Annotated in this window: 26 protein-coding genes; 15 read left to right on the top strand and 11 right to left on the bottom strand. The window is 44.2% G+C overall.

Annotated elements, in window-relative coordinates; all coding sequences use genetic code 11:
* Positions 1–33: 33 nt before the first annotated feature.
* From F0231_RS01770 to deoD, 4 genes are all read right to left on the bottom strand, one after another.
* Positions 34–1,614, bottom strand: a complete 1,581-nt coding sequence (locus F0231_RS01770) for a GGDEF domain-containing protein (RefSeq protein ID WP_171757997.1) — start codon at positions 1,612–1,614, stop codon at positions 34–36.
* A complete protein-coding gene (locus F0231_RS01775; protein ID WP_171757998.1) occupies positions 1,595–3,082 on the bottom strand; it encodes a hypothetical protein in 1,488 nt (495 codons plus the stop codon). Before F0231_RS01775 ends, F0231_RS01770 begins: the two co-directional genes overlap by 20 nt.
* A 126-nt stretch (positions 3,083–3,208) precedes the next feature.
* Positions 3,209–4,678, bottom strand: coding sequence for an IS1 family transposase (locus F0231_RS01780; RefSeq protein ID WP_171757999.1), 1,470 nt, complete (start codon positions 4,676–4,678; stop codon positions 3,209–3,211).
* 61 nt (positions 4,679–4,739) lie between these two features.
* The gene (gene deoD / locus F0231_RS01785; RefSeq protein ID WP_171758000.1) at positions 4,740–5,450 is read right to left on the bottom strand and encodes a purine-nucleoside phosphorylase; all 711 of its coding nucleotides are present in this window, start codon (positions 5,448–5,450) and stop codon (positions 4,740–4,742) included.
* A 346-nt stretch (positions 5,451–5,796) separates the two neighbouring features.
* Here deoD and F0231_RS01790 point away from each other — a divergent pair, with 346 nt between their 5' ends.
* From F0231_RS01790 to F0231_RS01805, 4 genes are read left to right on the top strand one after another with little or no spacing between them, the layout of a single operon-like run.
* Positions 5,797–6,747: a DUF523 and DUF1722 domain-containing protein gene (locus F0231_RS01790; protein ID WP_171758001.1), complete on the top strand. Its 951-nt coding sequence runs from the start codon at positions 5,797–5,799 to the stop codon at positions 6,745–6,747.
* Positions 6,737–7,525 carry a MerR family transcriptional regulator gene (locus F0231_RS01795; RefSeq protein WP_171758002.1) on the top strand — a complete coding sequence of 263 codons (789 nt, stop codon included), beginning with the start codon at positions 6,737–6,739 and terminating at the stop codon, positions 7,523–7,525. Before F0231_RS01790 ends, F0231_RS01795 begins: the two co-directional genes overlap by 11 nt.
* Positions 7,526–7,542: 17 nt before the next feature.
* Positions 7,543–8,964: a deoxyribodipyrimidine photo-lyase gene (gene phrB / locus F0231_RS01800; protein ID WP_171758003.1), complete on the top strand. Its 1,422-nt coding sequence runs from the start codon at positions 7,543–7,545 to the stop codon at positions 8,962–8,964.
* Positions 8,954–9,865: a L,D-transpeptidase family protein gene (locus F0231_RS01805; RefSeq protein ID WP_171758079.1), complete on the top strand. Its 912-nt coding sequence runs from the start codon at positions 8,954–8,956 to the stop codon at positions 9,863–9,865. Before phrB ends, F0231_RS01805 begins: the two co-directional genes overlap by 11 nt.
* A gap of 96 nt (positions 9,866–9,961) precedes the next feature.
* Here F0231_RS01805 and F0231_RS01810 read toward each other — a convergent pair whose 3' ends face one another.
* The 5 genes from F0231_RS01810 to F0231_RS01830 form a co-directional block, all read right to left on the bottom strand.
* Positions 9,962–10,408: a polymer-forming cytoskeletal protein gene (locus F0231_RS01810; RefSeq protein ID WP_171758004.1), complete on the bottom strand. Its 447-nt coding sequence runs from the start codon at positions 10,406–10,408 to the stop codon at positions 9,962–9,964.
* Positions 10,318–11,259: a M23 family metallopeptidase gene (locus F0231_RS01815; protein WP_171758005.1), complete on the bottom strand. Its 942-nt coding sequence runs from the start codon at positions 11,257–11,259 to the stop codon at positions 10,318–10,320. Before F0231_RS01815 ends, F0231_RS01810 begins: the two co-directional genes overlap by 91 nt.
* 470 nt (positions 11,260–11,729) lie before the next feature.
* Entirely contained in the window at positions 11,730–12,776 is a 1,047-nt protein-coding gene (locus F0231_RS01820; RefSeq protein WP_171758006.1) for a tyrosine-type recombinase/integrase, read from the bottom strand.
* On the bottom strand, positions 12,776–13,237 hold the full coding sequence (locus F0231_RS01825) for a hypothetical protein (protein ID WP_171758007.1): 462 nt from the start codon (positions 13,235–13,237) through the stop codon (positions 12,776–12,778). Before F0231_RS01825 ends, F0231_RS01820 begins: the two co-directional genes overlap by 1 nt.
* Positions 13,238–13,266: 29 nt before the next feature.
* Positions 13,267–13,872, bottom strand: coding sequence for a phage repressor protein CI (locus tag F0231_RS01830; RefSeq protein ID WP_171758008.1), 606 nt, complete (start codon positions 13,870–13,872; stop codon positions 13,267–13,269).
* A 191-nt stretch (positions 13,873–14,063) separates the two neighbouring features.
* Between F0231_RS01830 and F0231_RS01835 the strand changes: the two genes are divergently transcribed.
* From F0231_RS01835 to F0231_RS01885, 11 genes are all read left to right on the top strand, one after another.
* Complete coding sequence (locus tag F0231_RS01835) at positions 14,064–14,264, top strand: Rha family transcriptional regulator (protein ID WP_171758009.1); 201 nt, start codon at positions 14,064–14,066, stop codon at positions 14,262–14,264.
* Positions 14,261–14,407: a hypothetical protein gene (locus tag F0231_RS01840; protein ID WP_171758010.1), complete on the top strand. Its 147-nt coding sequence runs from the start codon at positions 14,261–14,263 to the stop codon at positions 14,405–14,407. Before F0231_RS01835 ends, F0231_RS01840 begins: the two co-directional genes overlap by 4 nt.
* A gap of 9 nt (positions 14,408–14,416) precedes the next feature.
* Entirely contained in the window at positions 14,417–14,956 is a 540-nt protein-coding gene (locus tag F0231_RS01845) for a phage regulatory CII family protein (RefSeq protein ID WP_171758011.1), read from the top strand.
* Positions 14,957–14,965: 9 nt separating this feature from the next.
* A complete protein-coding gene (locus F0231_RS01850) occupies positions 14,966–15,316 on the top strand; it encodes a hypothetical protein (protein WP_171758012.1) in 351 nt (116 codons plus the stop codon).
* A 64-nt stretch (positions 15,317–15,380) separates the two neighbouring features.
* Positions 15,381–15,935 (top strand): hypothetical protein, encoded by a 555-nt coding sequence (locus F0231_RS01855; protein ID WP_171758013.1) that lies wholly within the window; start codon positions 15,381–15,383, stop codon positions 15,933–15,935.
* Positions 15,932–16,339, top strand: a complete 408-nt coding sequence (locus F0231_RS01860) for a hypothetical protein (protein WP_031844044.1) — start codon at positions 15,932–15,934, stop codon at positions 16,337–16,339. The genes F0231_RS01855 and F0231_RS01860 overlap by 4 nt, the downstream gene beginning before the upstream one ends.
* 16 nt (positions 16,340–16,355) lie before the next feature.
* Entirely contained in the window at positions 16,356–16,640 is a 285-nt protein-coding gene (locus F0231_RS01865; RefSeq protein WP_171758014.1) for a hypothetical protein, read from the top strand.
* Positions 16,637–17,179, top strand: a complete 543-nt coding sequence (locus F0231_RS01870; RefSeq protein WP_029837881.1) for a DNA methyltransferase — start codon at positions 16,637–16,639, stop codon at positions 17,177–17,179. The genes F0231_RS01865 and F0231_RS01870 overlap by 4 nt, the downstream gene beginning before the upstream one ends.
* The gene (locus F0231_RS01875; RefSeq protein WP_171758015.1) at positions 17,176–17,727 is read left to right on the top strand and encodes a hypothetical protein; all 552 of its coding nucleotides are present in this window, start codon (positions 17,176–17,178) and stop codon (positions 17,725–17,727) included. Before F0231_RS01870 ends, F0231_RS01875 begins: the two co-directional genes overlap by 4 nt.
* Positions 17,728–17,780: 53 nt before the next feature.
* The gene (locus tag F0231_RS01880; protein WP_171758080.1) at positions 17,781–20,264 is read left to right on the top strand and encodes a replication endonuclease; all 2,484 of its coding nucleotides are present in this window, start codon (positions 17,781–17,783) and stop codon (positions 20,262–20,264) included.
* Positions 20,265–20,275: 11 nt separating this feature from the next.
* Positions 20,276–21,061 (top strand): DNA cytosine methyltransferase, encoded by a 786-nt coding sequence (locus F0231_RS01885; RefSeq protein WP_253825695.1) that lies wholly within the window; start codon positions 20,276–20,278, stop codon positions 21,059–21,061.
* A gap of 20 nt (positions 21,062–21,081) precedes the next feature.
* Here F0231_RS01885 and F0231_RS01890 read toward each other — a convergent pair whose 3' ends face one another.
* Together F0231_RS01890 and F0231_RS01895 are read right to left on the bottom strand one after the other, a co-directional pair.
* Positions 21,082–22,416 carry an ISL3 family transposase gene (locus tag F0231_RS01890; RefSeq protein WP_171758016.1) on the bottom strand — a complete coding sequence of 445 codons (1,335 nt, stop codon included), beginning with the start codon at positions 22,414–22,416 and terminating at the stop codon, positions 21,082–21,084.
* Positions 22,409–23,443: a DNA adenine methylase gene (locus F0231_RS01895; RefSeq protein ID WP_171758017.1), complete on the bottom strand. Its 1,035-nt coding sequence runs from the start codon at positions 23,441–23,443 to the stop codon at positions 22,409–22,411. Before F0231_RS01895 ends, F0231_RS01890 begins: the two co-directional genes overlap by 8 nt.
* Between the last annotated feature and the right edge of the window lie 76 nt (positions 23,444–23,519).

Here is a 23,519-nt window from a genome sequence, read left to right on the forward strand (position 1 = left end):
TAGTGGCAGGCTTAGCTTAATTCTGGAGATATATTACTCAGTGCAAACTTGATTTCGTCCGTTGGCTTTCGCTCGGTAAAGGGCTTTATCTGCACGATAGAAGGTTCGCTGAGTATTTTCTCCTTCACGATGGAGGGTAATACCAACACTTACGGTCAAGCCCCTTTCACCTAAGATACTTTGCCAACCGAAGTTGAAGATCCGCTCACGATAGTTTTCGGCGTGCATTTCAGCCTGTTCTAACGTTGAGCGTTCTAAAATTACCAAGAACTCTTCGCCACCAAAGCGGACGCAAGAGGCGCCTCTAAACTTAAAGTAGGCAGACAGTTCGTGTGACACGTTAACAATGGCTTTGTCCCCAACCAAATGACTGAGCTCGTCATTGATCGATTTAAAGTGGTCTATATCCACGACCATCAAGGCAAATGGAACGTCATGCAGCAACAGATCTTTGAGTTTCACGTCCAGCCAGCGTCTATTGTGCAAGCTGGTCAGTGGGTCGGTAAAGACATCTTGTTGCAGCTGTGCCACGGTGTGTTTTTGGCTTTCAGTTGTCTCTTTTAGCTCTTTGTTCTCTTGTTCGGAAAGAATGAGTTTAAGCTGCAACTCAAAGCGAGATAAGCGACGTAATTGGTTCGCACCAAGCTCGCCGATAGGGATGGTTTTCATTAAATCGGTTTCAATCCGAAAAGCACGCTTTTGGTACTCAAGCGCACTTTTAAAATCTTGTTTCTGTTCGCTGATCTCTGCGAGAGAGTTACACAGTTTGAGATTTAAGATAGGCGAAGCGAAGCGTTTGATGCGTTTATGGGTGGTCTCCAATACCCAATTGGCAATATGTGGCTTATTCTCTTCACTCAGGCAGGCTGCAAGCTCTAAACGCACGGAATTAGATAACCAAGCTGAGTGAATGTTACCCGTGGCGTATTGTATGTTACCTAAGCAGCTCATTGCTTGTTCGAGCTGTTTCGCTTGGCGATAGAGCTTAGCTTGATAGAGAAGTATCTGACCAGAAAGGACTTTATCACTGACGAGAATACTTAACTCTTCACACTCTTTGATGAGGTCGTTAGCCGCGGTTAAACGATTCAGTTCAATGTAACAGGCAAGCATATAGAGCTTGTAGCGAAGACGAAGTGAACGGCTTTCAATCGCATGGTCGATACTGTCTATCTTTTGATAGTAACGTAATGCTCGGTTGTGATCTCCGTAGGCATCACACAGGTTGCCCATGCCAAGAATCGCCAGTACGTACGCATCGATATAGCCATTTTCAACCGCAATCGTTGAGGCACTGATGTATTCATTTAACGCACCATGATAATCGCCATTTTCGATGAGTTTATCTGCTAAGGCATTACGAACTTCTAGAATAAGCTCAGAGTCTTCAGGCAAACTCAGGTAGCCCAATGCCTCTTTTAGTTCATCGATACTGGTTTGGTATTGCTTAAGTTCAAAGCGAAACTCAGCACTTATCACCAAACATTGCGCTTTTTCTTGAAGAGTGGTCGCGACATGTTGCCTAACGTGATTCCAAAAAATCAGTGCCTCTTCACCATAAACCGAAGAAGCATCGAGACCAGAATCAGAAATCTTATTCAGTAGGGTGTCCATGCTGTGCTTCCTGTCGTTGGTTTTCTTCGAGTTGCTCTAACGTAAATGGGAAAGAGAGGATATCTTGATAAATCACTTTCGGTAATGGTTTGTTGAGTCCTTTTCTGCTCCAAGGGTAAATTTCGATCATCTGCGCTAAGACTTTGAATACATTAAGGGCGGTATCCCCTTTGTCTGCTAGCAACAGCCCTAAACGCTCACTACTGAGGCGCGATAGGAGGTCTTGTTTATTGCAGATAGAATGCGCGAGTTCAGCGCACACTTCGAGGTAGCCAGGGTCTTCATGTTGAATCATGATAACGGCGTGATTTGAACGTTTTAATTCCGTTTTAAATAGGATTAGCTGCTCCCACCAGTAGGTCTCTGACACCATCTGGCTGAGTTGCTTCTCAGGATCAAACTCGTGCTGACCACGAATTCGGTTGATCAGTTTGCGCGCACGTTGCTCTAGTTGGCGTTTAGAGGTGCGGGCTTTGTCATTGCTAACGCGAGCGGTTTGTTCACGCAACATCGTAGTAGAGTGTTTGCGGTATTTTTGAAAAGCTTCAAGTGCGAGTTTGAAGTCTCCAGACTCTTCCGCTACCCGAGATTGCTGAAAGCATATCTGTGAAAGCAGTTCACCGTTGTCAAAGGAATTGGCAGACTGCTCTGCCTGAATCAATAGCTCTGCGGCTTCTTGAGGGCGTTTTCTCAATAATTCAACGCGGGCTCGGCTAATGAAAGAGTGCGCTTTCATCCAGACCAAATCATGCTCTACGGCGAGTTCATGGGCCTTCTTAGTCGCTTGTTCTGCGTCTTCAATTCGTTCAAGCCCAAGCAGTGCTAAACCTCTAAAGTCCCATACTTCCGCTTGCCATGTTTTGTCATGATGGCCAATCAATGCCTCATTTGCGCCATCGAGTACAGACAGCATCTCAACATAGTTATTGAGTAGATAGTGATCCCAAGCCAACAGAATTCTTGCTTTACCTTCAAGCCAAGAGATCCGTGCGTTATTGGCAACCATTACTGCCAACTCATGTGTAGACTTCGCCAGTTGATACTCGTGAGTTATACGCCATACGTTCCCCAGGCCGATTAACGCTTCAAGTTGGACTTCGACTTCGTCAACCAGTGCTGATTGCTCTAACGCGTTTATCCAGAATTGTTGGGCAGAGTAGTATTTCGCTTGTCCCCAGTAGTGGAGTGCATGGATATGAAGAATTTCAGGGAGGAGGTCGTCGGTATCGAGTGCATTTAGCTTTCCAAACGCCTCTTTGATGTACTTGAGCCCTTTGCGGTAGTCCATGCTGCACCATGCGCAGCGTGACATAATAATCAGGCACTGAATTTCACCTTCAGGATAAAGGATTTGCGCGGAGCGGGAAGCACACTGTTCAGCAATCGCCCACACTTTGTCTGGCTCAGATTCAATTCTGTCCTTTAGCTGATCAATTTCTACTTCTAATAGTCGCTGGCTTTTATCCAATGAATCAATCCTTTACCGCTGAGATGTCATCTTACACTATGTCATTATATGAATAGAGGTCTCATTAACACTACAAAAAGTAAAAAAACGCGAACGGTTTAACGCTCCTCGTCACATTACTAATATTTATGATAGTAGCTCACGCAGCGTTAAAGGATTTTGTGTTAGCTCTAGCGTCTGCGCGGCCGTTTTTCCGTTCCTATCTTGATAGCACAAATTGTGCCAAGCACGGAAAATATCGAGCATTGGCAGCAAACCTCCAGGACGCAATTTACGCCTTGGTTCATTAATGAAGCTTTCAAACAGAGTCTGAAAACGGTTCTGATAAAACTTTGTGTGACGTATCGAGGCGTTACGTAGCCAGTGTTTCGGCTGATTATTATCACCGGCTAAGTAACAGATCCCTTTAGAAGCATCTTGATCGGTTGTGATCGCCCAGCGGTCGCGCCACCACCCCATATGAACAATATCGATCTTGTTGATATTGTATTGAGCTTGCCAGTTACTATCTTCCTCAACATACATAAGGTCGATATTTTGACGCTGTATACGCGGCAGACAAATACTGAGGGCTGCAGAGCGAAGCACCGGATCTTGTGGCAGATAGATGGAGACCCGTCGCTCATCCTGACACAGATCGAGCACGTGCAAAAAGTGCGCATAAGATGTGTAGGGTGGGCGAATCAATGCTCCTTTTGATGGGTAATTGAATACCGTCAGGTTACCCATAGGATCTTCTACATTGCCGCGCGCCAAAATGGTTTGATACTGCTGATCAATACGCTCACGAAGAATCGGAGATGGCGTCGGTGCGGGCATGTTTGCTTCTGAAGAGTGATCTCGAGAGACAAACCTCGCTGGGTATTGATAGGGGTCATGATCAACTTCGCCTACGGGGTCTTCCGCTGAAGAGTAGTTGACATGTTGGCACAGAATATAACCGCTGTGTGCTTCTCCAGTGGCAATCCATAATACGCCATTGTTACTTTTAGGCTGCAGAGGCACATAGTGGGAAGCAAGCTCATAACTGGCGGCGTGATTGACCCACCTTGCATCAAACATTGCAAGCTTGCGTCGGCATCGACTAGCGATGTGATCGAGATGGTCATAAAACGTTTTTGGATTGATCTCTAACTTACGGCATATCTCGCGAACGGAATACCCCATAAAGAGCAAGCCAAGAAGGTTCTCTTGAAAGTGAAGTTTTTTATTTGCACCAGACCATTTGTCTACGAAGGTCGATTGGCAACATTTGCAACGGTATCGTTGGCGATCACCACTGTAGCCAAAGGCGTGATAAAGGTGTTTATGAGTGTGAACAGAGAGGCCGAAATTCTCACAGTCGTCGCTGCGACAAGCTGGCAGGCCATCACTATGAAGATAGCGTAGGCGATGAAGTTCATTCAGAACTTCTTGGTTATTAAGTAAGGGGGGGAAAGCGCCACATTCACGGCATACCATCGCAGGGCGCTTAGGATTCGCATGCTGCACAACGTAACGATGTGCATCACTCAATCCAAAGTTGTCACACGCCAATGTTTTACAAAAGTTGAGCTGTAATCCGTCTGCTTCCTGTGGCAGTTTGCCAGTCGTCACTATCTCCCCCTCGGGATTATTCAGGCCACCAAGCGGACGCTCGGTGGCAAAATGAATCGATTTAGATGTTGATTGCTGTCTCTAGAGCCACTTTCATCATGTCGTTGAACGACTTTTGACGCTCTTCTGAGCTTAGCTTCTCACCACGGATGATGTGGTCAGATACTGTTAGGATAGTCAGTGCTTTCGCGCCTAGGTCAGCGGCTACGCCGTAGATACCTGCTGCTTCCATGTCTACACCTAGGATGCCTAGTTTTTCCATCTTCTCGAAGATGTCTGCTTCAGGTGTGTAGAAAAGGTCTGCAGAGAAAACGTTACCCACTTTTACTGGTACTTCTTGAGCACGAGCTTGGTTAACCGCTTCTTCTAGTAGGCCGAAATCAGCAATTGCTGCGAAGTCGTGATTGTTGAAACGAATACGGTTCACTTTAGAGTCAGTTGAAGCACCCATACCGATAACAACGTCCATAAGTTTCACGTCATCACGTACTGCACCACAGCTACCTACACGAATGACATTTTTCACGCCGTATTCAGCGATAAGCTCGTGAACATAGATACAGCATGATGGGATGCCCATACCATGACCCATTACTGATACTTTTTTACCTTTGTAAGTACCTGTGTAACCGAACATGTTACGAACGTCACAAACTTGCTTAACGTCATCTAGGAAAGTCTCGGCAATGTATTTTGCACGAAGCGGGTCGCCTGGCATCAGTACTGTTTCAGCGAAATCACCTGGTTGTGCATTAATATGTGGGGTTGCCATAGTTTTTACTCCAAATCTTCTTAGTCAATCAGTTTCTGATTACTAAATGTGTTGATTCTCAAAAATCTGTTGAGGCAATACTAGCTAGATATAGCAAGACTCCATGAGAGGTATATCACAAAAGAGCCTTGTTGTTGGCTAACACTACAAGTTAATAACTAAATATGTTGAAAGTAATAAGGCAATCGATTCGTAAAAACGTTTGCCTCTCTTGTGAACCAAAAAAGAGTTTTCAACGTAAGGAAAAAACACGTTGTACAAAAATAAAAGTTGTACAGTTTTTCAATTTGGTGCTAAAACTTATACAAGAATTAAATTTGTATAGCGTCACCACAAGGAGCTGGGTATGGACTCACAAATTAAAATCGGCATTAGTGCATGTGTGTTAGGCGACAAAGTGCGTTTTGACTCTGGACACAAAATTAGCAAGTTTGTAACGAAGGAGCTGTCACCCTATTTTGATTTTTTGCCTGTATGCCCAGAAGTTGGCTCAGGAATGACCGTGCCTAGACCGACAATCCGTTTGGTATCGAATGAAGAACGCATTGCTTTGGTTGAAACGAAAGACCCTTCGAAGGACCATACAGAGAAAATGGTCAGCTACTCTAAGCAGCGTGTTGCTGAACTAGAAAAAGAGCATCTTCGTGGTTACATAGTGTGTGCGAAATCACCGACCTGTGGCATGGAGCGCGTAAAAGTGTACAAAACTCAGAGCTCTGAAGCGGTTGGTATCGGTCTTTACACAAAAGAGTTGATGGAATCGATGCCATGGTTACCTGTGGAAGAAGATGGTCGACTTAACGATCCCGTTTTGAAAGAGAACTTTATTACTCGCGTCTATACCCTTGATGATTTCTATCGTTCGATGGGTGATGCTCCAACACGAGGCAAGATTGTTGCCTTTCACTCACGTTACAAGTTGACATTAATGGCGCACCATCCTGAGTCCTACAAAGAGCTGGGTAAGCTGGTGGCTAACATTAAAGATTATGATATCGACGAGTTCTTCGTGCTATACCGTGTGGCGCTAATGCAAGCGATTAAGCATAGAGCAAGTCGCAAAAACAATACCAACGTTTTGATGCACCTCCAAGGCTACTTTAAACGCGACCTTGATAAGTCGCAAAAGCAGGAGCTTCGTCAGGTTATTGATGACTATCGTGTAGGACTGCTGCCTTTACTCGCACCATTGACGCTGATTAAGCACTATTTATCCGCACACCCAGACGCTTATCTAGCGGAACAAGCTTTCTTTACCCCTTACCCTCAGGAGTTACGTTTACGATATGGATTATGAGAAAAATTACTTTGCTATTCGAGAGGTGTCTGAACGTACTGGTATCAAACCCGTTACGCTGAGAGCGTGGCAAAGACGTTACAATCTCGTTCAGCCATTGCGTACAGAGAAAGGGCACCGACTATACAGCGAAGAGCACATCGCTTTGATTGGTGAAATACAAAGCTGGCTCAACAAAGGGGTACCGATTGGGAAGGTCAAAGACTTGCTGGGTAAAACAGACGAGTTGGATAACGAGGAAGGCGTCGGTACTTCCGAGTTAGAAGAAGTTCAGGCGCTTCTCGAGGCTCTTTCTGATCTTAACAAGACGAAAGCAGACTCTATTGTTGGTAACGTCATGAAAGAGTATCCCCTCGATGTTGTCGAAAGTCAGTTTCTTCAACCCGTTTATAACGCTTTATCAGTGGTGAGGTACGCGCTTAGGACGATACAAACTAGCTTGTTTGAGGGCATTATACTTTCGAGAATTAACGCCATCATTGAGTCAGAAAATAAAGCGGCACGCGGCGGTAAGTGTTTGATGGTTAGCGGAGATGCGAGCGGTTCTATAGCAGCGCGTCTTCAAGCCCTGAAGTTATGTGAGCAAGGAAAGTACGTGGTGCTTCTTGATGGTGTGGACGACTTTTCTGGATTCATTGAGCATCAAGGTTTAAATGGCTACGCTTCTTTGGCTCTGTTTAGTTCACGCCCTTGGACATCTGCGCAGTTAACCGCTATTGAAAAAATAGGGGAGTCTTATCAAGGTGAGCTGTCTAGTTCGACGCTTCACGATATATAAATAGAAGGAAGGGAAGGATGAAGTTGGTTTGGTTGCGACGTGACTTAAGAGCCATTGATAACTCAGCATTGGTCGCTGCTAGCCAGTCTGGTGAACCGGTAGCCGCTTTGTATGTCGCGACACCAGAAACATGGTCGCGTCATGGCCTAGCGCCTATTCAAGCAGATTTGATGTTTAGGCGCTTATCGTCCCTTCGCGTTGAACTAGAGATGCAAAATATTCCTCTATACTACGCCGAAGTTAGCACTTACCGCAGTGCTGCTGACTTTGTTGCAGAAACAGCTAAAGTGAATGGTATTACCGGCGTTTACTTTAATAGAGAGTATGAGTTCGACGAGCAACAACGTGATCATCACTTAGAAGAACTCTTGGAATCTAGCTCCATCGAGTGTATTGGTTTGGACGACAAGTGCATATTCAAACCAGGCAGTGTATTTAATAAGCAGGGTGCGTATTTTAAAGTGTTCACCCCTTTCAAAAAAGCCTATCTCGCTAAGCTTGAGCAAGAATCATTTGTTGTAAGTAAGCCGGTTTCTACTGGTGGGACAGCGAAGTGTGTTGGCCTTGAAGAATTCTCTCCATCGAGCCAGTTTACCTACCCTAGGAAAGACAGTCAGGCGTACTCGGTCGAGACAGAAGATATCCTCCTGCAGTTGAGAGAATTTGTTAGCGAACAAGCCAATCAATACAACGACGAGCGTGATTTCCCTGCAATTGAGGGGACGAGTCGACTTTCTGCGTATTTAGCTATAGGTGCGCTTTCGGTTCGTCAATGTATGGCGAGGCTGCTTTATCAACAATCATCTCCACTGAGTACGGGGAGAGAAGTCTGGCAAAGCGAATTGATCTGGCGGGAGTTCTATCAACATTTGCTTCATTTTGAATCCAAACTCTCGAAAGGAAAGAGCTTCGTTGCGTGGGGAGACCAGCTTCATTGGAAGAATAATCCTCAACATATTGAAGCCTGGAAGCAGGGACAAACAGGTTATCCGATTGTAGATGCGGCAATGAGACAGTTAAATCAAACGGGATGGATGCATAACCGTCTTAGGATGATTGTCGCTAGCTTTCTTGTGAAGGACCTTCATGTAGATTGGCGAATCGGGGAGCAATACTTTATGTCCACCTTGATTGATGGTGACTACGCAGCCAACAATGGCGGATGGCAGTGGTGTGCGTCAACGGGGTGTGATGGCCAGCCCTATTTCCGAATCTTTAATCCAATCACTCAAGGAGAGAAGTTCGACCCGAATGGTGAGTTTGTACGTCGTTGGGTTCCTGAACTTACTGAGGTTCCTTTGAAACACTTACACAAGCCGTGGACATGGTTAGATGCAAAAGTGCTGTCATATCCTTCACCGATAGTTGATCACAAGACCGAAAGAGCGATAACCTTAGATCTTTACAAAGAAGCAAAGGAAAGTGTGGATCGTGCGTAAACTTATCGCGCTTATTGCCTGTCTAAGTTCTCCCCTCTATGCAGCGACATATGATCTGCCGATAGAAGGGAGCAGTATTGTTGGCCGAACTCAATATCATCAAATTGAGAAGGGCGATACGCTTGCCAATATAGCTAAGCAGTATGATGTTGGCTTTCTGTCTTTAATGGCCGCTAACAAAGGGGTTGATCCATTCCTTCCTCAAGAAGACTATGTTCTGACCATACCAACTAAGATTATTTTGCCTAATGTACAGCGAGAGGGGATTGTGATTAACCTCGCCGAGCTGCGACTGTACTATTTCGAACCTGAAATCAACAAAGTGCATATTTTCCCTGTTGGGATTGGGCGTGTTGGTCGCGACACACCTGAGATGGAAACGTCAATTAGCCAAAAACGACCTAATCCAACATGGACACCCCCTAACTCAATTCGCCAAGAGTATTTAGAAAAGGGGATCGAGTTGCCTAGAGTTGTTCCTGCTGGGCCTGAAAACCCATTGGGTGAATATGCGTTAAGACTGGCACATGGTGTTGGCGATTATTTGATACATGGAACGAATAAAGATTTTGGTATCGGGCTACGGGTTAGTTCCGGCTGTATTCGTATGGAACCTAAAGATATCGAGTGGTTGTTCCCTCAGGTCAAGCTGGGTGAAAAAGTAACGGTGATTAATGAGCCGATTAAAGTCGCACTAGAACCTGATCGCAGTGTGTTCCTTGAAGCGCATGAACCTCTAACCCGTAGCGATGGCATCAAACAGAACCTTGCAATCCCGCAAGAGCTAAGCTGGTGGTTGGAAGCGTTTGAACAATCGGATGTGAAAGCAAGAGCAGCGATACTGGCCCAAAATGGTGTGCCAGTTGAGATTGTCGCCCCAAGTTTTATTGGCGAAATCTAACGGTGCAAATGAAAAAGCCCGTGTTATACGGGCTTCTATTAAACAACAATATTCTTCTACGGTGAGATTCTCATCTCTAGCCAATCTGCTAAATGCTTATGCGGTTTTGGCTTTCGGGTTGTTAGCTTTACCAGCACTATCGGCTTTTTTGTCGTTTTTATCGGTTGATTTAATAGCCACAACTTGATCAGAGTCATTGGTTTTCGTCGTACCGAAAAATTTACCACCAGGCTCAATACTTAAGTCATCTGTATAAATAGTGCCTTTGACTTGTCCTTTCGCTAAAACCTCTATTTTGTTCGCACGGCATGTACCATCAAAGCTGCCATTAATGATGACGCTGCTCGCAATGATATCGCCTTCTACACGACCGACTTCACTGATGATCAGTGTTTTATCGACTTGGATATCACCATCAACGTAGCCATCGATTTGGATATCTGTTTCAACACTTAACTTCCCGGAGATTCGGCAGCCTTGTGCGATGACAGTTGTAGCTGATTGCTTATTCGCTGTTCCACTCTGTTTACCAAAGATGCCCATTGTACCCCCTGTATACTACTGAAAATGGACTCAAAATCTCCCACGCCCCAACGGACGAAGGGTTTTGGATTAAGTGCTTTTCCTAGAAAACGCACTTCATAATGTAGGTGTGGACCTGAAGACAGACCACTGTTACCTGTAAGTGCGATAAGGTCACCCTTTCGAACAAAGTCACCCGTTCGCACTTTAAATTTACTTAAATGAGAGTAGGTACTCTCAAAACCATGAGAGTGCTGTAGCTTAATAAAGTTTCCTGACCCTTTCTTACTTGGACGAACCATCGAGATCACACCATCAGCAGGTGCGTAAACGGGAGTCCCAATACTCACTGCAAAGTCTTGGCCTCGATGCATTTGATATTTACCTGTTACTGGGTGTAGGCGCTTACCGTAACTGGAAGATATGCGCCCGCCCTGAACTGGCGAGCCATTTGGTATTTGAGTAAGCATGCTCACACGGACGCTTGACGTAATAGCAGCAGCATCCAGTCGAGACTCGATTTCGCCAAACGAGGCATCGACATCAAGCGATTTTTCGATGTCGCCTAAACGGTCAGATATCTGTGCAAGACGTTCCTCTCGTTCAAAGAGGTCACTTTCGAGCTCACTTTTTAAAGCATTCAAAGAGGTGACTTGCTCACTTAGCGACATTGAATGAGTGATGAGCTCATCTTGCTTGAACTTGGCCTTGACGACTTCGTCAGAAAGATAATAAATCCACAGAGCGACGCTGGCTGCGCTCAATGCGAATAAAACCACTAAGAATTTGTAAAACTGCTTAAGGCTTTTACCGATAAAAAAGTGCTTCGAACCATCAATGGTAGAAATCGAAACAACAAGTGACTCTTTCATATTACCTAATGTGCCATCTCCATATAGAGCCGATAATACCAGACAAAAAATATAAACGAAACATCATTCTGTAACTTTTGAGGATTACATAGAAAAAAAGCAAAACAATATTCAACTGATTCAACGACGTGGGTAGGTTAGAGGCGCAGAAAAATGCAGATGAACGTGCGCGGAGTGCTATGTGCTGAGAGAAATGTATGGTGAGGAGTATGATTGATTGCAAAACAAAAGGTCTAGCACTTCTGCTAGACCTTTATCAATCTTTGTTGAGATATGGAGTAATCTCAATAAATATTACAGGACGTAATTACTTAGTGTAATCAATAGTGGTTTTTAGAGTTCGGTAAAACCAAGGATTTCACTGCTATTTCAATGCCTTGCAAAACGCCTGTTTAATCAATGTCACTCAATATCCATCAGTGTTAATAAAAATTGTCGCCACTTTGTCGCCATTTTTCGATAAAAAGTGGCTACAGACCTAACCTAGAAATAGGGTTTAATTCGGCTGCTTGAATCAGGTGATCGGGTGAGAAATGGGAATAGCGCATTGTCATTTTGATGTCGCTGTGACCAAGGATTTTTTGCAATACCAGAATGTTGCCGCCTGCTTCCATGAATCGACTGGCAAAGGTATGACGAAACACGTGTGTGTTTTGCCCCTCCGGTAAATCTGGAAATGTCTTGTTAACGATATACGCAATGCCGTGGAGACAGCATTTAAACAACTTATCCTTTTCGCCCGTTCGCTTAAACTCTATCAACTCGTTATAGAGTTTTTCGGTGATCGGCACAGTACGGTTTCTTTTGCTCTTAGTATCAAGAAACGTGATCTTGTATTTCGTAATTTGCGGCAAACGTAGGTTATTAGCTTCGGAAATACGGGCACCAGTAGACAAGCAAATTTTGCACACTAGTTCATATTCTTTGGCTCGTTTACTTTTGTTTATTCTGTCGAATAGCGCACTAATATCGTCATTTGAGAAAAAGCCCATTTCGGATTCTGAAACTTGAATCGATTTAACGCTGGCAAGTGGGTTTGGTTGCGTCCACTCGCCAAGTGAAATCAGCTCATTGAAGACGGCGCGTAAATATCTCAGGTCGAGGTTATTAGTAGGTGCAGAAATCAATTTGCCTGCGGTAGTTTCATCCCCGTATCGGTTTTTTGCCTTGCGGCTAGAACGCCAGTGAACAAAGTCTTTTGCAGTAAACTTGATTGCAAACGGGTTGCCGAGTTCTTCCACTATCGTGCAAAGGCGAGGGTAAACTTTCTTCGCAGATTTTAGGTGCTGGCCGTGAAGCTTGTACCAAAGTTCGACTAAATCTTGAAGTGACCGCAAGTCCTTTCTGTCGCCCAGCCAAGGCTTTTCATCGACTTCTTTCATTAAAAACTTTTCGTAAGCCAATGCTTCACCTTTGGTAGCGAAGCGTTTACGTTTTCTTGCTCCGCTTCGCCCTTGCGGGTAGCACTCACAGAGCCATGGCTTTTTGTTTCCGTCTTCGACTTTACGAACAGACATTAATTTAAAATACTCATTAGAGTCTGGTAGTACTCGCCGCCCACGGAAAGATAACGGTCTTTCAATGCTAGTTGTTGACTGCCGTTAGTTGAAATGAGCAGTAAGTTATAGTTGAAAGTCAGCCTTTTGGTAGCTGCATCATGTTCGGATATCTTTGCTGAAAAAACAGAAGCATGTTTGTTTGTGATTACAAAGTGTTGCCCGGAAAAGTCTGCTGTAGCTTCAATGTTTTGATTGTTTCGCATCTTGTTTGAAACTTTTTTCCCATCGAGTAACTTTTGCAAAGAAGAACGATTGAATGTGTATTGAATACAATCTGTTTCATTTGGTGCACAGTAGTAGATGGTTGCAGCCGGCTGATTGTTTTTGGTAAATCCATCACCAACTAAAACCACATTCATGTCTTGGGCATAACTAAACAAAGTCACGCAAGAGAGGAATACACCGATTAAAAACTTCATTTTTTGCTCCTAGCCAATTAACAAAATTATTATTCTTTGTTCATGCTCATGGTTACTCGACCAAGCACATTTATGCCTTCTTCTGATACTTCAATGGTCGAGTTTCCAAAGCTGATCGCCAGCTTTTTGCCGGGTAGGCGCTGAACATGGTTTACTGAGTGAGCACCATCTATTTCAATCAAGTACCTGCCAGAGGTCGCATTGGTTTCTTCTGTATTTAGAAAACAACGTTGATTTTCAATTTCAACTATAAGTGTTGAACCTGCTTTCAATCCGTAGCCGTCAAGAGTCAATGCATCAATGGCAACTTGGCTTGATTCAACAAGTGCACCATTCATTATCGAATGAACAACTATAGAGTCGGTTGGCGTTCTGTCTTCACCATTGTCATAAGGTTCACCCTCGCCTAAAGCCATATAGCGAACAGATGCACCAGTAGCTAAGTGCTCCCTAACTATCAGTTCAAAACCAGTTCGATTGTGAGTGTGCCATGTAGAGAAAGTTGAGTTTGGCACACCGTAGCGGTCACTCATTAATTCAAAAGTCTTACAACCAGTAACTTTTTTGAGCTTTTCAGTGAAATCTCGACCTCCAAGATATTCAAATGGGGGAATTTTTGCTTTCAACCTGCTCATAAGAGAAATTTTCCTATTCAAATAGGTAAATGAATTGCTCTAGATCACGTTAGTGATTTAAATTCCTCGTTAGAGAAAAATAAATTTTGCAAACAAGAAAAAATGATCGTAGGCTTTTCACATACACAAAATTGGTGAATCAATCTCACTCAATCACCATCAAATACACACAAACAAGTAGGATACCACTTATGGCAAGTATTCAAATAGCGGTTGACGCACCTTTTTGTACTAAAAAAGAGTTTCTGCGTCGCACTGGTTGGTCGTCATCTTCACTTGACCGCGCAATTACTGCTGGCGAAATCCCTATCTTAGAAAAAAAAGGCAGAAGCGGCAGCGTTCTAATCAACTTGGTAAAGCTTTATCAACGTGCTGCGGAGCAACAAGTATGAGCTTCGCTATCCCACCTAAAACCAAACTCACCCAGCAAGATGCAATGAGTGAGTCTTGGGAAGATAAATACCCGAACAAATGCCCAGTATGGCTAGAAGTAATTGGCTGGGCTTTCGTTTTCGTACCGTTCTTCTTCAATTGAGTATTAGTTATGGACGCAAATAACTCAATGTGCGTATTGCGTGAACGCAAACAACAAGCTTTTGATGCGGCTTGCTGTGATTTTGTTGTCAATCACGATGTTGAAGCGATTGCCCGAAAGCTTGAGCTTAACGGCACAATGCTTCGCAACATGCTGAACCCAAACCAACCGCACGTGCTTAAACCTGTTGTGCTTGCTTCTATCAGCCGTGTTTCTGGTGACTACTCAATCGTAAATACGTTATTTGCAGATGATGGGGTGGTCACTATCCCACTACCAAAAGCTGATGATGATCTGAACCTACTTGAACGAGTTCTACAACTCAACACCCATTCTGGTGAGCTTTCTAGCGATGCGTTAGCCATGTGCACCGCAGAGCGTTTACCGCGATCTACCAAACGCAAAACACTAGCCAAGGCACAAGCTGCTTTAGGCAACTTGGTTTTGCTAATTAATGACCTTGAACACCGCACCACAGGCTTGCACCCACTTGTACAAATGGGCACAGACTTTTTGGCTAATGGTGCACCTATCCCCGGCTTAGCCTAAGGAGCAACCATGAGTCAGTTAGCTAATAAACAAGAACTACAACCGCCTGTTCATCAAGTAAGTACACCAAGCGCACTAGAAAGTATTGCTGCGTGTAAGTCGCTTTTCGATAAAGGCGCAAAGCGTCAAAAGCTTCGCAAGATGTATGACGAAATGAGTGATCGCAGCCGTGGGCTAATCCTGATCGCAGGAGGTATGTCACCGAAAGACTACAACCGCTCATTCGATTCATTTGATGATTTAGAGCTGCAGAAAGTCCGTTCTGGTATGCAGTTTTTAAAAGAAATGGTGTTGAAGTTTGACCGCAAAGTAGGCGATGTCCGCCGCTTGAAACACTCCGATATTTGCAACGTGAATTAATCACCTAGCCAGCCTTGCCCCTGTAACAGGGGGCTTTTTTCGTCTTAGCGTAGGAGCATAGAAGATGAGTGAATTAGAACAAGCAATCAAGTTAAACCAAGAATCTAAAAAGTTTAGGGATGAAGCCCGAGAAGCGTTAAGCGAGTCTCGTGAGTTGTTGAACAACACAATCCGTTTTAATGACCAAGCTAATATCAACCAACGCCGCATAGCATTGGCAGTAAGTTCTCTATTACCTAAATCACTGAGAAACGATTTCAACTTAAATGAAGCTGATATTGAAAATACCGCAACGGTTTCACGCGACAATGTAGAAGTAATCCGAAAGCGTGAAATGCTAGATATTCTTCACGCTATCAATGTACTAGCTGTCACCAATAGTGACGTTATCCATATTTTTGTTAACTACGCAGCTAATATTAATTGCTTAGCTGTTTTTGCGTATGCACCGGAACACGACTACGCAAACGGAGACAACAGCGAACGTCTTTTTGAAAAGAATGTTTGGTTAAGCCATGACTTCGCATTGAAGCGATTACTTTCAATTGAAAGCCAACTAACAGAACTGATCATTGAAGCCCGTGAAGAAGCCGAAGCAAAAGCAGAGGTGGAAGCATGAGCAACATCTACGCACAACTATTCAATCAGTCATTTGAACAGATTGCCGCACGCTTTGAAAAAAGCAGCATAGCGCAGCAAGAAGAAATCGTGATTCAGCTTGATGCTATCGCTAAAAAGCTAACTCCTGTTCAAACACACCGCCCACTAGAAGACGTTTTAGCCGACATCAAAGAAGCGATGCAGGGTGATCGTGCAAGCGTGTTCTTCGCTCATACCTATGTGAGCTGGTACCGCTCTTATCAAAATGAGAACGCCAAGCCACAGCTACACCATTGGTCACAGCTAGATATGAAAAACCGCAGCCTGTTTATTGAAATGCTTGCCTTGCGTGATCTTGGCCGTTGGGACGATGAAGCACTTTTTCAATTTGAACAGTACTGCTTGTCAGTCATTGGTAAGTAAGGAGAGGTGAACGAATATGTGTAATTGCTTTGATGAAATGCTCGCAAGAGTTAAAGACGCTGCCGCTGAGCAACTAAAAGACACTCCTATGGTAGAGGGTTCTTTAAAAGTTGAATGGAAAAACCGTGTGTTCTTTCTTGATGGTAAACCGTCTGCCCCTGTCGCTCTGTATGTGGAAACAGAGTACCACCCACTAAAGAAAAACAATGAGCCAATGAAGAACAAAAGGAAGTTAGAAAACGGCTTCAAAATGTCTCATTGCCCTTTCTGCGGAACTGCATTTAATGAGGTGGCAGCATGAGTTCAACTACCGGAAAAGTGCAACCTCGTGAGCTGTACCCAACGCCGCCAGAAGTTGTCGACGCATTGCTATCAAAGTTAACCGTTCGCCCAACCGACAAGTTTTTAGAACCTTGTTACGGTACTGGCGCAATCTTCGACAAGATAGCTTTGCCACAAAGCCAAAAATCATTTGCTGAAATCGAAAAAGGTATTGATTACCTAACAACTGACTTCGGTACCCAAGACGTGATCATTACCAATCCACCGTTTTCACTAACGGAAGAATTTATTCGCAAAAGCCTAAGTGAGTTAGCACCAGATGGGACAATGGCATACCTGCAGCGTGTTAACTATTTAGGTTCTAAAAAGCGTTTACCTTTCTGGTTTGAAATCGGCTTTCCGCCAAAGTGCCCAATCATCGTTCCTCGCCCTCGTTTTGTGGGCGGTGGTTCAGATTCGTGTGAATACGCTTGGTTTATCTGGGATAACGGCAACCGCTTCGATATTCCTCAAGGGCTAAGCCATATCGTTTCAGTTGGTCATGAGGTAGCGGCATGATCTCACGTATCGAAAACCCAGTTAAGCAAGCTCATGTGATCAAAATTAGCGGTCGCTATTTCTCTAAGTTTGGCAAGAAAGGACAAGTTCAAACGGCTTGGTCATTGGCTGGTGCAGAAGTGTTTTTGAGTTCATTGGCGCCTGTTCTTAAAAAGCTCGATGAGAAAGGGAAGAAATACACGGTAGAACTAATTGAAGTCTTTGATCGTGTTGATTGTTATCCACCAAGAGAGCTATTCAAGTTACGTCATCGCCTTGAGCGAATGATGACGAATAGTTGCACCTATCATTCGTTTGAAGCTTATAAAAACTTCAATCATGAAGCTAAGCACAATCTAGTAGAAAAGGTGATGCTTACAACTCTGCAGTGGCATACAGCAGAGCGTAATAACTCACACCTAACTGTCGCTAACGTTAACTTTTTCTTTCAGTTTATTGGTACAGAGAGAGACGAAGCCAAGACGTTAGCGGAAAGGTTGGAAACCTTTAAGGAGAAAAAGGCTAACCCTGAAATGTTCAACGAATTTATGGACGACTGCCCATTTTGAACACTTTCACTCAAGGCTATTACCAATCTGTTAAGCCTCTACGCAACATATACATGCGCCCTCTCAATCCAATTGATGAGAGGGACGCTTGTTTAGTTCATGGGTATCAGCCAGTAGCTATTGAACCAGATGAACAAAACTTTATTGAGCGAGATTTATATCAGCTCAATCCAGATGATCACGCATGGAGAACCAGTAAAAAGTTCTTTAGTGATCTGCCTATCTATATCACAAAGTATTTTGCTAAACGCTATAAAGCTATTTTTTCTAAGAAAGGGAAGACGGCAGCAAATACATATCTTCGTGAAAAAATGGAACCTGCAATGGAGCGAGCAAGATTAGTTCTTGCTCAATACAAAGCTATTCCAACAACTCAAAAGGTTTATTTGCTCAGTGGAGAATATGACGACACTGAGCAAAGTAACTTTATGTCTAAAGAGCAGATGCGATTTGATTTTGACCAAATAGAAAAGAATCGTAAGCCGCCAGTCAATCGACTACTTGCAGAGCTTGAACCGTCAGAAGTTAAAGACATGGCATTCAAAATTAGCCAAATCACTAAGGCTAAATTCTCTCTTATAGCTGCCCGTATATCTGAACGTGAACTGGATGAAGACGAAATGCCAGAGGTGATCGGCTATGAAGAATTAGCCGAATTTGTCCGCCACTTCGGTATGACTCCACCGCGCAAGAAAAAGAAACAAACCGACCTAACCGCGCTTAATGACATTTCACGCATGTTAGATGAAAAGTGGTGGTATGGACGCCTCAACAAAATACGCAAAATCATGCGTGAACACCTTGCCATTGCAATGGGTCAAGTCTCGTCAAAAGCGTCACCTTATGCGTCATGGGATTGCGTTCGTGAACACCAAGCGCAGCAAACCGCTAACTATGAATACATCAAGCAATGCCAGTTATTAGATGAAGAAACAGGCGAAGAAGCTGATCTATGGGATATGGTCAAAAAGAGTGTGGCTAACCCTGCTATTCGTCGTCATGAATTGATGGTGCGCTGCCGTGGTTGTGAAGACATTGGCAACGAGCTGGGTTTGCAAGGTCTGTTCTTAACGTTGACCACTCCATCTAAGTATCACAACTCGTACAAAAGAGGTGGCTTTATTGACCACTGGAACGGTGCAAGCCCACGTGATGCGCAATCTTACCTAAACAATGTATGGCAGCGAATCCGCGCCAAACTAGGTCGTGAAGAAATCCGTTGGTTTGGTGTTCGTGTCGCTGAGCCACATCATGACGGCACACCACACTGGCATTTGCTGATCTGGGCAAAACCAGAAGATGTGATGCAAGTGCGTGACATCTTCATTTCATACGCTACGCAAGAAGACCGTGGCGAACTGCATCCAGAGCTTGAGAAAGAGAAGAAAAAGCCATTCCGCAAATGTGCTTACGTTGGGCCGCTAGATTACCGTCCACGTTGTGACTTTGGTTTTATTGACCCAGAGAAAGGCACTGCAACGGGCTACATCGCTAAATACATTTCAAAGAACATTGACGGCTTTGCAATGGACGGGGAGATCTCGGACGAAACAGGCAAGCCAGTTAAAGACATGGCGAAGAATGTTAGTGCTTGGAAAAGCCGTTGGAACATTCGCCAGTTCCAGTTCTTCGGTGGTGCGCCAGTCACGACTTACCGTGAACTGCGCCGCTTCGCTAACCAGAACAAAAAAGCGTTTATGGAATACCTCTTCATGCAAGAGCGTGTCGACCTACTCACTATCTACTCAATGCTGCAGCGTGATCTTGTTGGGCCTATTAAACCTAGCAAGCTGATCACCAATGAAGAGTTAATGAAAGTGATTGGTGATAGCTACCAGTCACGCATGAAGACCGAAGACGCAAGCATCACAGACACTTTAAAAGCTGCTGACCATGGTAACTGGCAAGGTTACATCATGGGGCAAGGTGGCCCATTCGTTAAGCGCGAAGATTTGCTGATCGTGAACTCTTATGAAGTACTGCCGTTCGCTTCACCTCATGGCGAAGACGTCCGCAAAATTGAGGGTTTCACTACACCAGAAGAAACCATCAAAACACGCACCAAAGTTTGGACGATTCAGAAGAAATCAAAGGTTAACGATGAAGCTAAAGCGTGCGCTCTTGGGAGCGAAGCGACCGCTTTTGGAGCCTCTGGCTCCTCTCGGAGTTCTGTCAATAACTGTACGGAGCCTGAGAAAGTACAGGTCTGCGATCAGCTAACCCGATTATTAGACCCTGTTAATAAACGGGCGAATAAATCACCAAATATTGATGAAGCGGCACTGGCCGCACTGCTAAAAGGCAGTTCAATTCGCATCGACGATGCAACGAGTATTCAAATCCGCCCTGCGGAGGTAGACGAACACGGCAATAAACGCCCTGCCCAGTTGGTAGAAGTGAGCCGTCAACGTTCGGACGACACCAATTGGATGGATTTCGAGGGTTGGGACAACCTATTCGCCCAACCAGAAAAGCAAGAGTATCAACAACCCGACCTGTCGATTTTCCCAGATGGGGACGACTGGCCGTTAATGTAGGAGAATTTAGGATGATATTACCAGGTGAAATTGTGGTGGATAACTTTGCTGATGGTGGCGGTGCTTCCACTGGTATGGAGTTGGGTTTAAATCGTCATGTAGATATTGCGATTAACCATGATCCTGCAGCTATCGATATGCATCGAGTCAATCACCCAGAGACGAAACACTATTGCGAATCGGTGTGGGATGTTGACCCAGTTGATGCATGTGCTGGTCGACCTGTTGGTTTAGCGTGGTTTTCACCTGACTGTAAGCATTTTTCTAAAGCAAAAGGAAACCGTCCGGTTGATAAGAATATTCGTGGGCTGGCATGGGTAGCTGTCCGTTGGGCGGCAATGGTACCAGTTCGTATGATGATGTTAGAAAACGTTGAAGAGTTCATGACATGGGGACCAGTTGTTGAAACCGAAAACGGCAAATTCAAACCATGCCCAGACCGCAAAGGCGAAACCTTTGATGCTTTTGTGAAAGTATTAACTGACGGATTGAATAAAGACCACCCAGCATGGGAAGAAATTAAAACAGCCCTTGGTGATGATTTCCCACATTACGATAAATTACAGGCTGGCTTAGGCTACACGCTAGACTTCAAGGTTCTTCATGCTTGCGACTATGGCGCACCTACCACGAGAAAACGTTTCTTTATGGTAGCCAGAAATGATGGTCAGCCAATCGAGTGGCCGGCTAAAACTCATGGCCCTGATGGGAGTGGTTTGAAACCTTACGCTTCGGCAGCAGATATTATTGATTGGTCTATCCCTGTTAAGTCTATTTGGGTATGCGGATTAAAGTGAGTATTGGTTAAATTGTATACTCACTCTTTACTAATCAGTTTAAAGTCCCAGTCGTGTGTATTTGCTTGTTTCTTATACTGCTCCCAAACCTCTAGGATTCGACCAACGGTAGTGCCATGGAAAGACATTTCAGGTTCATCAATCAAGATCATTTCTGTTGGTTCTGGGATTGGTTGGTTCAATGAGTTCACAGTCGTCTCTAAGCCGCCCTTGGTGTAAAGCAACTTGGCTCTAAGAACTTCAAAGCTGTACCCACGACCATTCCTAAACACTGCTTTAATCGTATTATTTAAGCTCTCTGTAACTGCGTTAGTGTATGGATAATCCCACCAGTTAAAGATGTACTCATGCCAGTTATCAATAGCCCTTATCGCATCTTTGAAATGCCGCCTTACCGCAGGAGTCGATAGTGCTTTCCAATTCTCCCAATACTCCTCAGCAAGCTGTCTTGTTGGCATGTCCCACATACCTAAATACGCCTCCTTAGCGTTGTAGACCTCCATTAGTTCAGGGAACTCATTAGTCCAGAAATCAAAAGAAGCCAATTCATTTAGTCCTTTGATATTGTCTCTGCGCTTCAGAAGTATCTTACGGTCGTTCTTGAGCTTTTTGCGCTCTTTGTCAGATAGCTCTCTCCGGATAGCTTTGCGTGCTTTCTCCATTGCTTCGTTAGCCATTTTTGCAACATGGAATCGGTCAACAACAACAATAGCATTAGGTAGAAGTTGCTTAACAGCAGTGCGGTATGGTCGCCACATATCAATACAAACGATCTCTATGTTCTTCCATCCACGGAGACGCATAATCGCCTTTTGAGTAGCATCTTGCGATCTGTCCTTGCGCATATCCAGAAGTGTTCTCTTCTCAATATCAGTCATTACAAGGTGCATTTTCTGGCTAAAGTGCGTCTCATCGATTCCAAGAACTCGTGGCGCTTGCCAGTCGTGCTTATTTTCAATAGCAGCGACGTAGTTGGCGAATACATTTCTGATCGTCTTCTCATCGACACCAAGCTCACTGGCCACGCTCAAGAACGGAACTTTCGCAGCCCGCTTAACTATGTAGTCAACAGTGCGCTTTGGCATTCTAAAGTCTTCGTGAAGCCACTCCAGCGGCTCGAAATACGTCTTACCACATGGCTTACACTTAAGACGTTTTCTAGTGAAGCTGATACGTACTGTCTTAGCGTGCATCTGAGTGTCAACATAACGTTGAACTCTCTTACCAATAACAACTGAGTCGGCTGAGCGGCATTCAGGGCAATCACGAACAATAACTACCGACTCAGCATGAATTACATAACTATCTTCATTTTCTTCTAATTGAAGAACGGAAACATTTCGTAGATTAAGCACTGTGCAACTCTTCAAATAAATGGCTATATCTTCGTGTGATCTGCTCTCGTGACAATCCCACACTTTTAGCAATAGATGTTTTTGTTATCTTATCGCCATTCAATGACATGCGCTCTATTTCAGACTTAATTTTGTTTTCTGTGCTTTCCGTTCTAATGTGATGTGTGATATATGCGCCTTGTGATGTGTGACGCATGCTAATGCTTCCTTTCTCTTTTAGCGCTTCACTGCATTGCTCATTTATCCAAACACACTCCGTTCTCAGTCCAGTTCCACTACCAGCAGATATTCGTGATTGCTTCTCCTCCCTACGCCATCCAGTTAAACAATCGTTGTACAAATCGTTGTTATAACCACTTAACACTACAAATCCATCAAGAGAAGTTAACGTGGAAAGTAATCTCTCATGTTCATTGGTGTCCATTTCATGGCGGTAGATCCCAGAGCGATTGTTAAGCGTTCTTGTTTCGAACAAGTAAGGGGGATCGACGTAGTGAAGGGTGTCGATGGCATCATGCTTTGTGATGCAATCTATAGCAGGTCGATTCTCGATATTCACACCTTGCAATCTTGCATGGACATATTTAAGTACGGGAGGGTATTTAGCCCAACAATGAGCTGAAGTGTTGTACTTTCTTGATGCTTCACAACGGAAACCAGTAATGTGGCCAGAGGCTGCACCCGAGCCAAACCCCATCGCAGAACGGACAATAGTTCTCCTCGCTCGCTCAATAGGCTCATCCGTAAACTCATACGCCAACTTAAACTCATCGCGGCTGTATGGGGTTAAATGACACAGTTCTATCAATCTAGAAGATGAGTATTTATCCCTAAGAACATTAAATAGATTGAATATATCTTGGTCGAGGTCGTTATAAACCTCACCATGACTCCTTTCTTTTCTAAGTAGAACGCTAGCTGCTCCACCGAATGGCTCTACATAAGTTTTGTGCTTGGGAAAGAACTCATAGAGCCATTTGGATAATCTGTATTTACCGCCGTGATAACGAAGAACTGGTGTATGCATGCTATACTCACTATAATCCGAATTACACACTACCGATTATAAAATGAACTCTATTTCATGTACACACTTTAATCCG

Source organism: Vibrio sp. RE86 (assembly GCF_013114545.1).
In the GTDB taxonomy this organism is placed as follows: Bacteria; Pseudomonadota; Gammaproteobacteria; order Enterobacterales; family Vibrionaceae; genus Vibrio.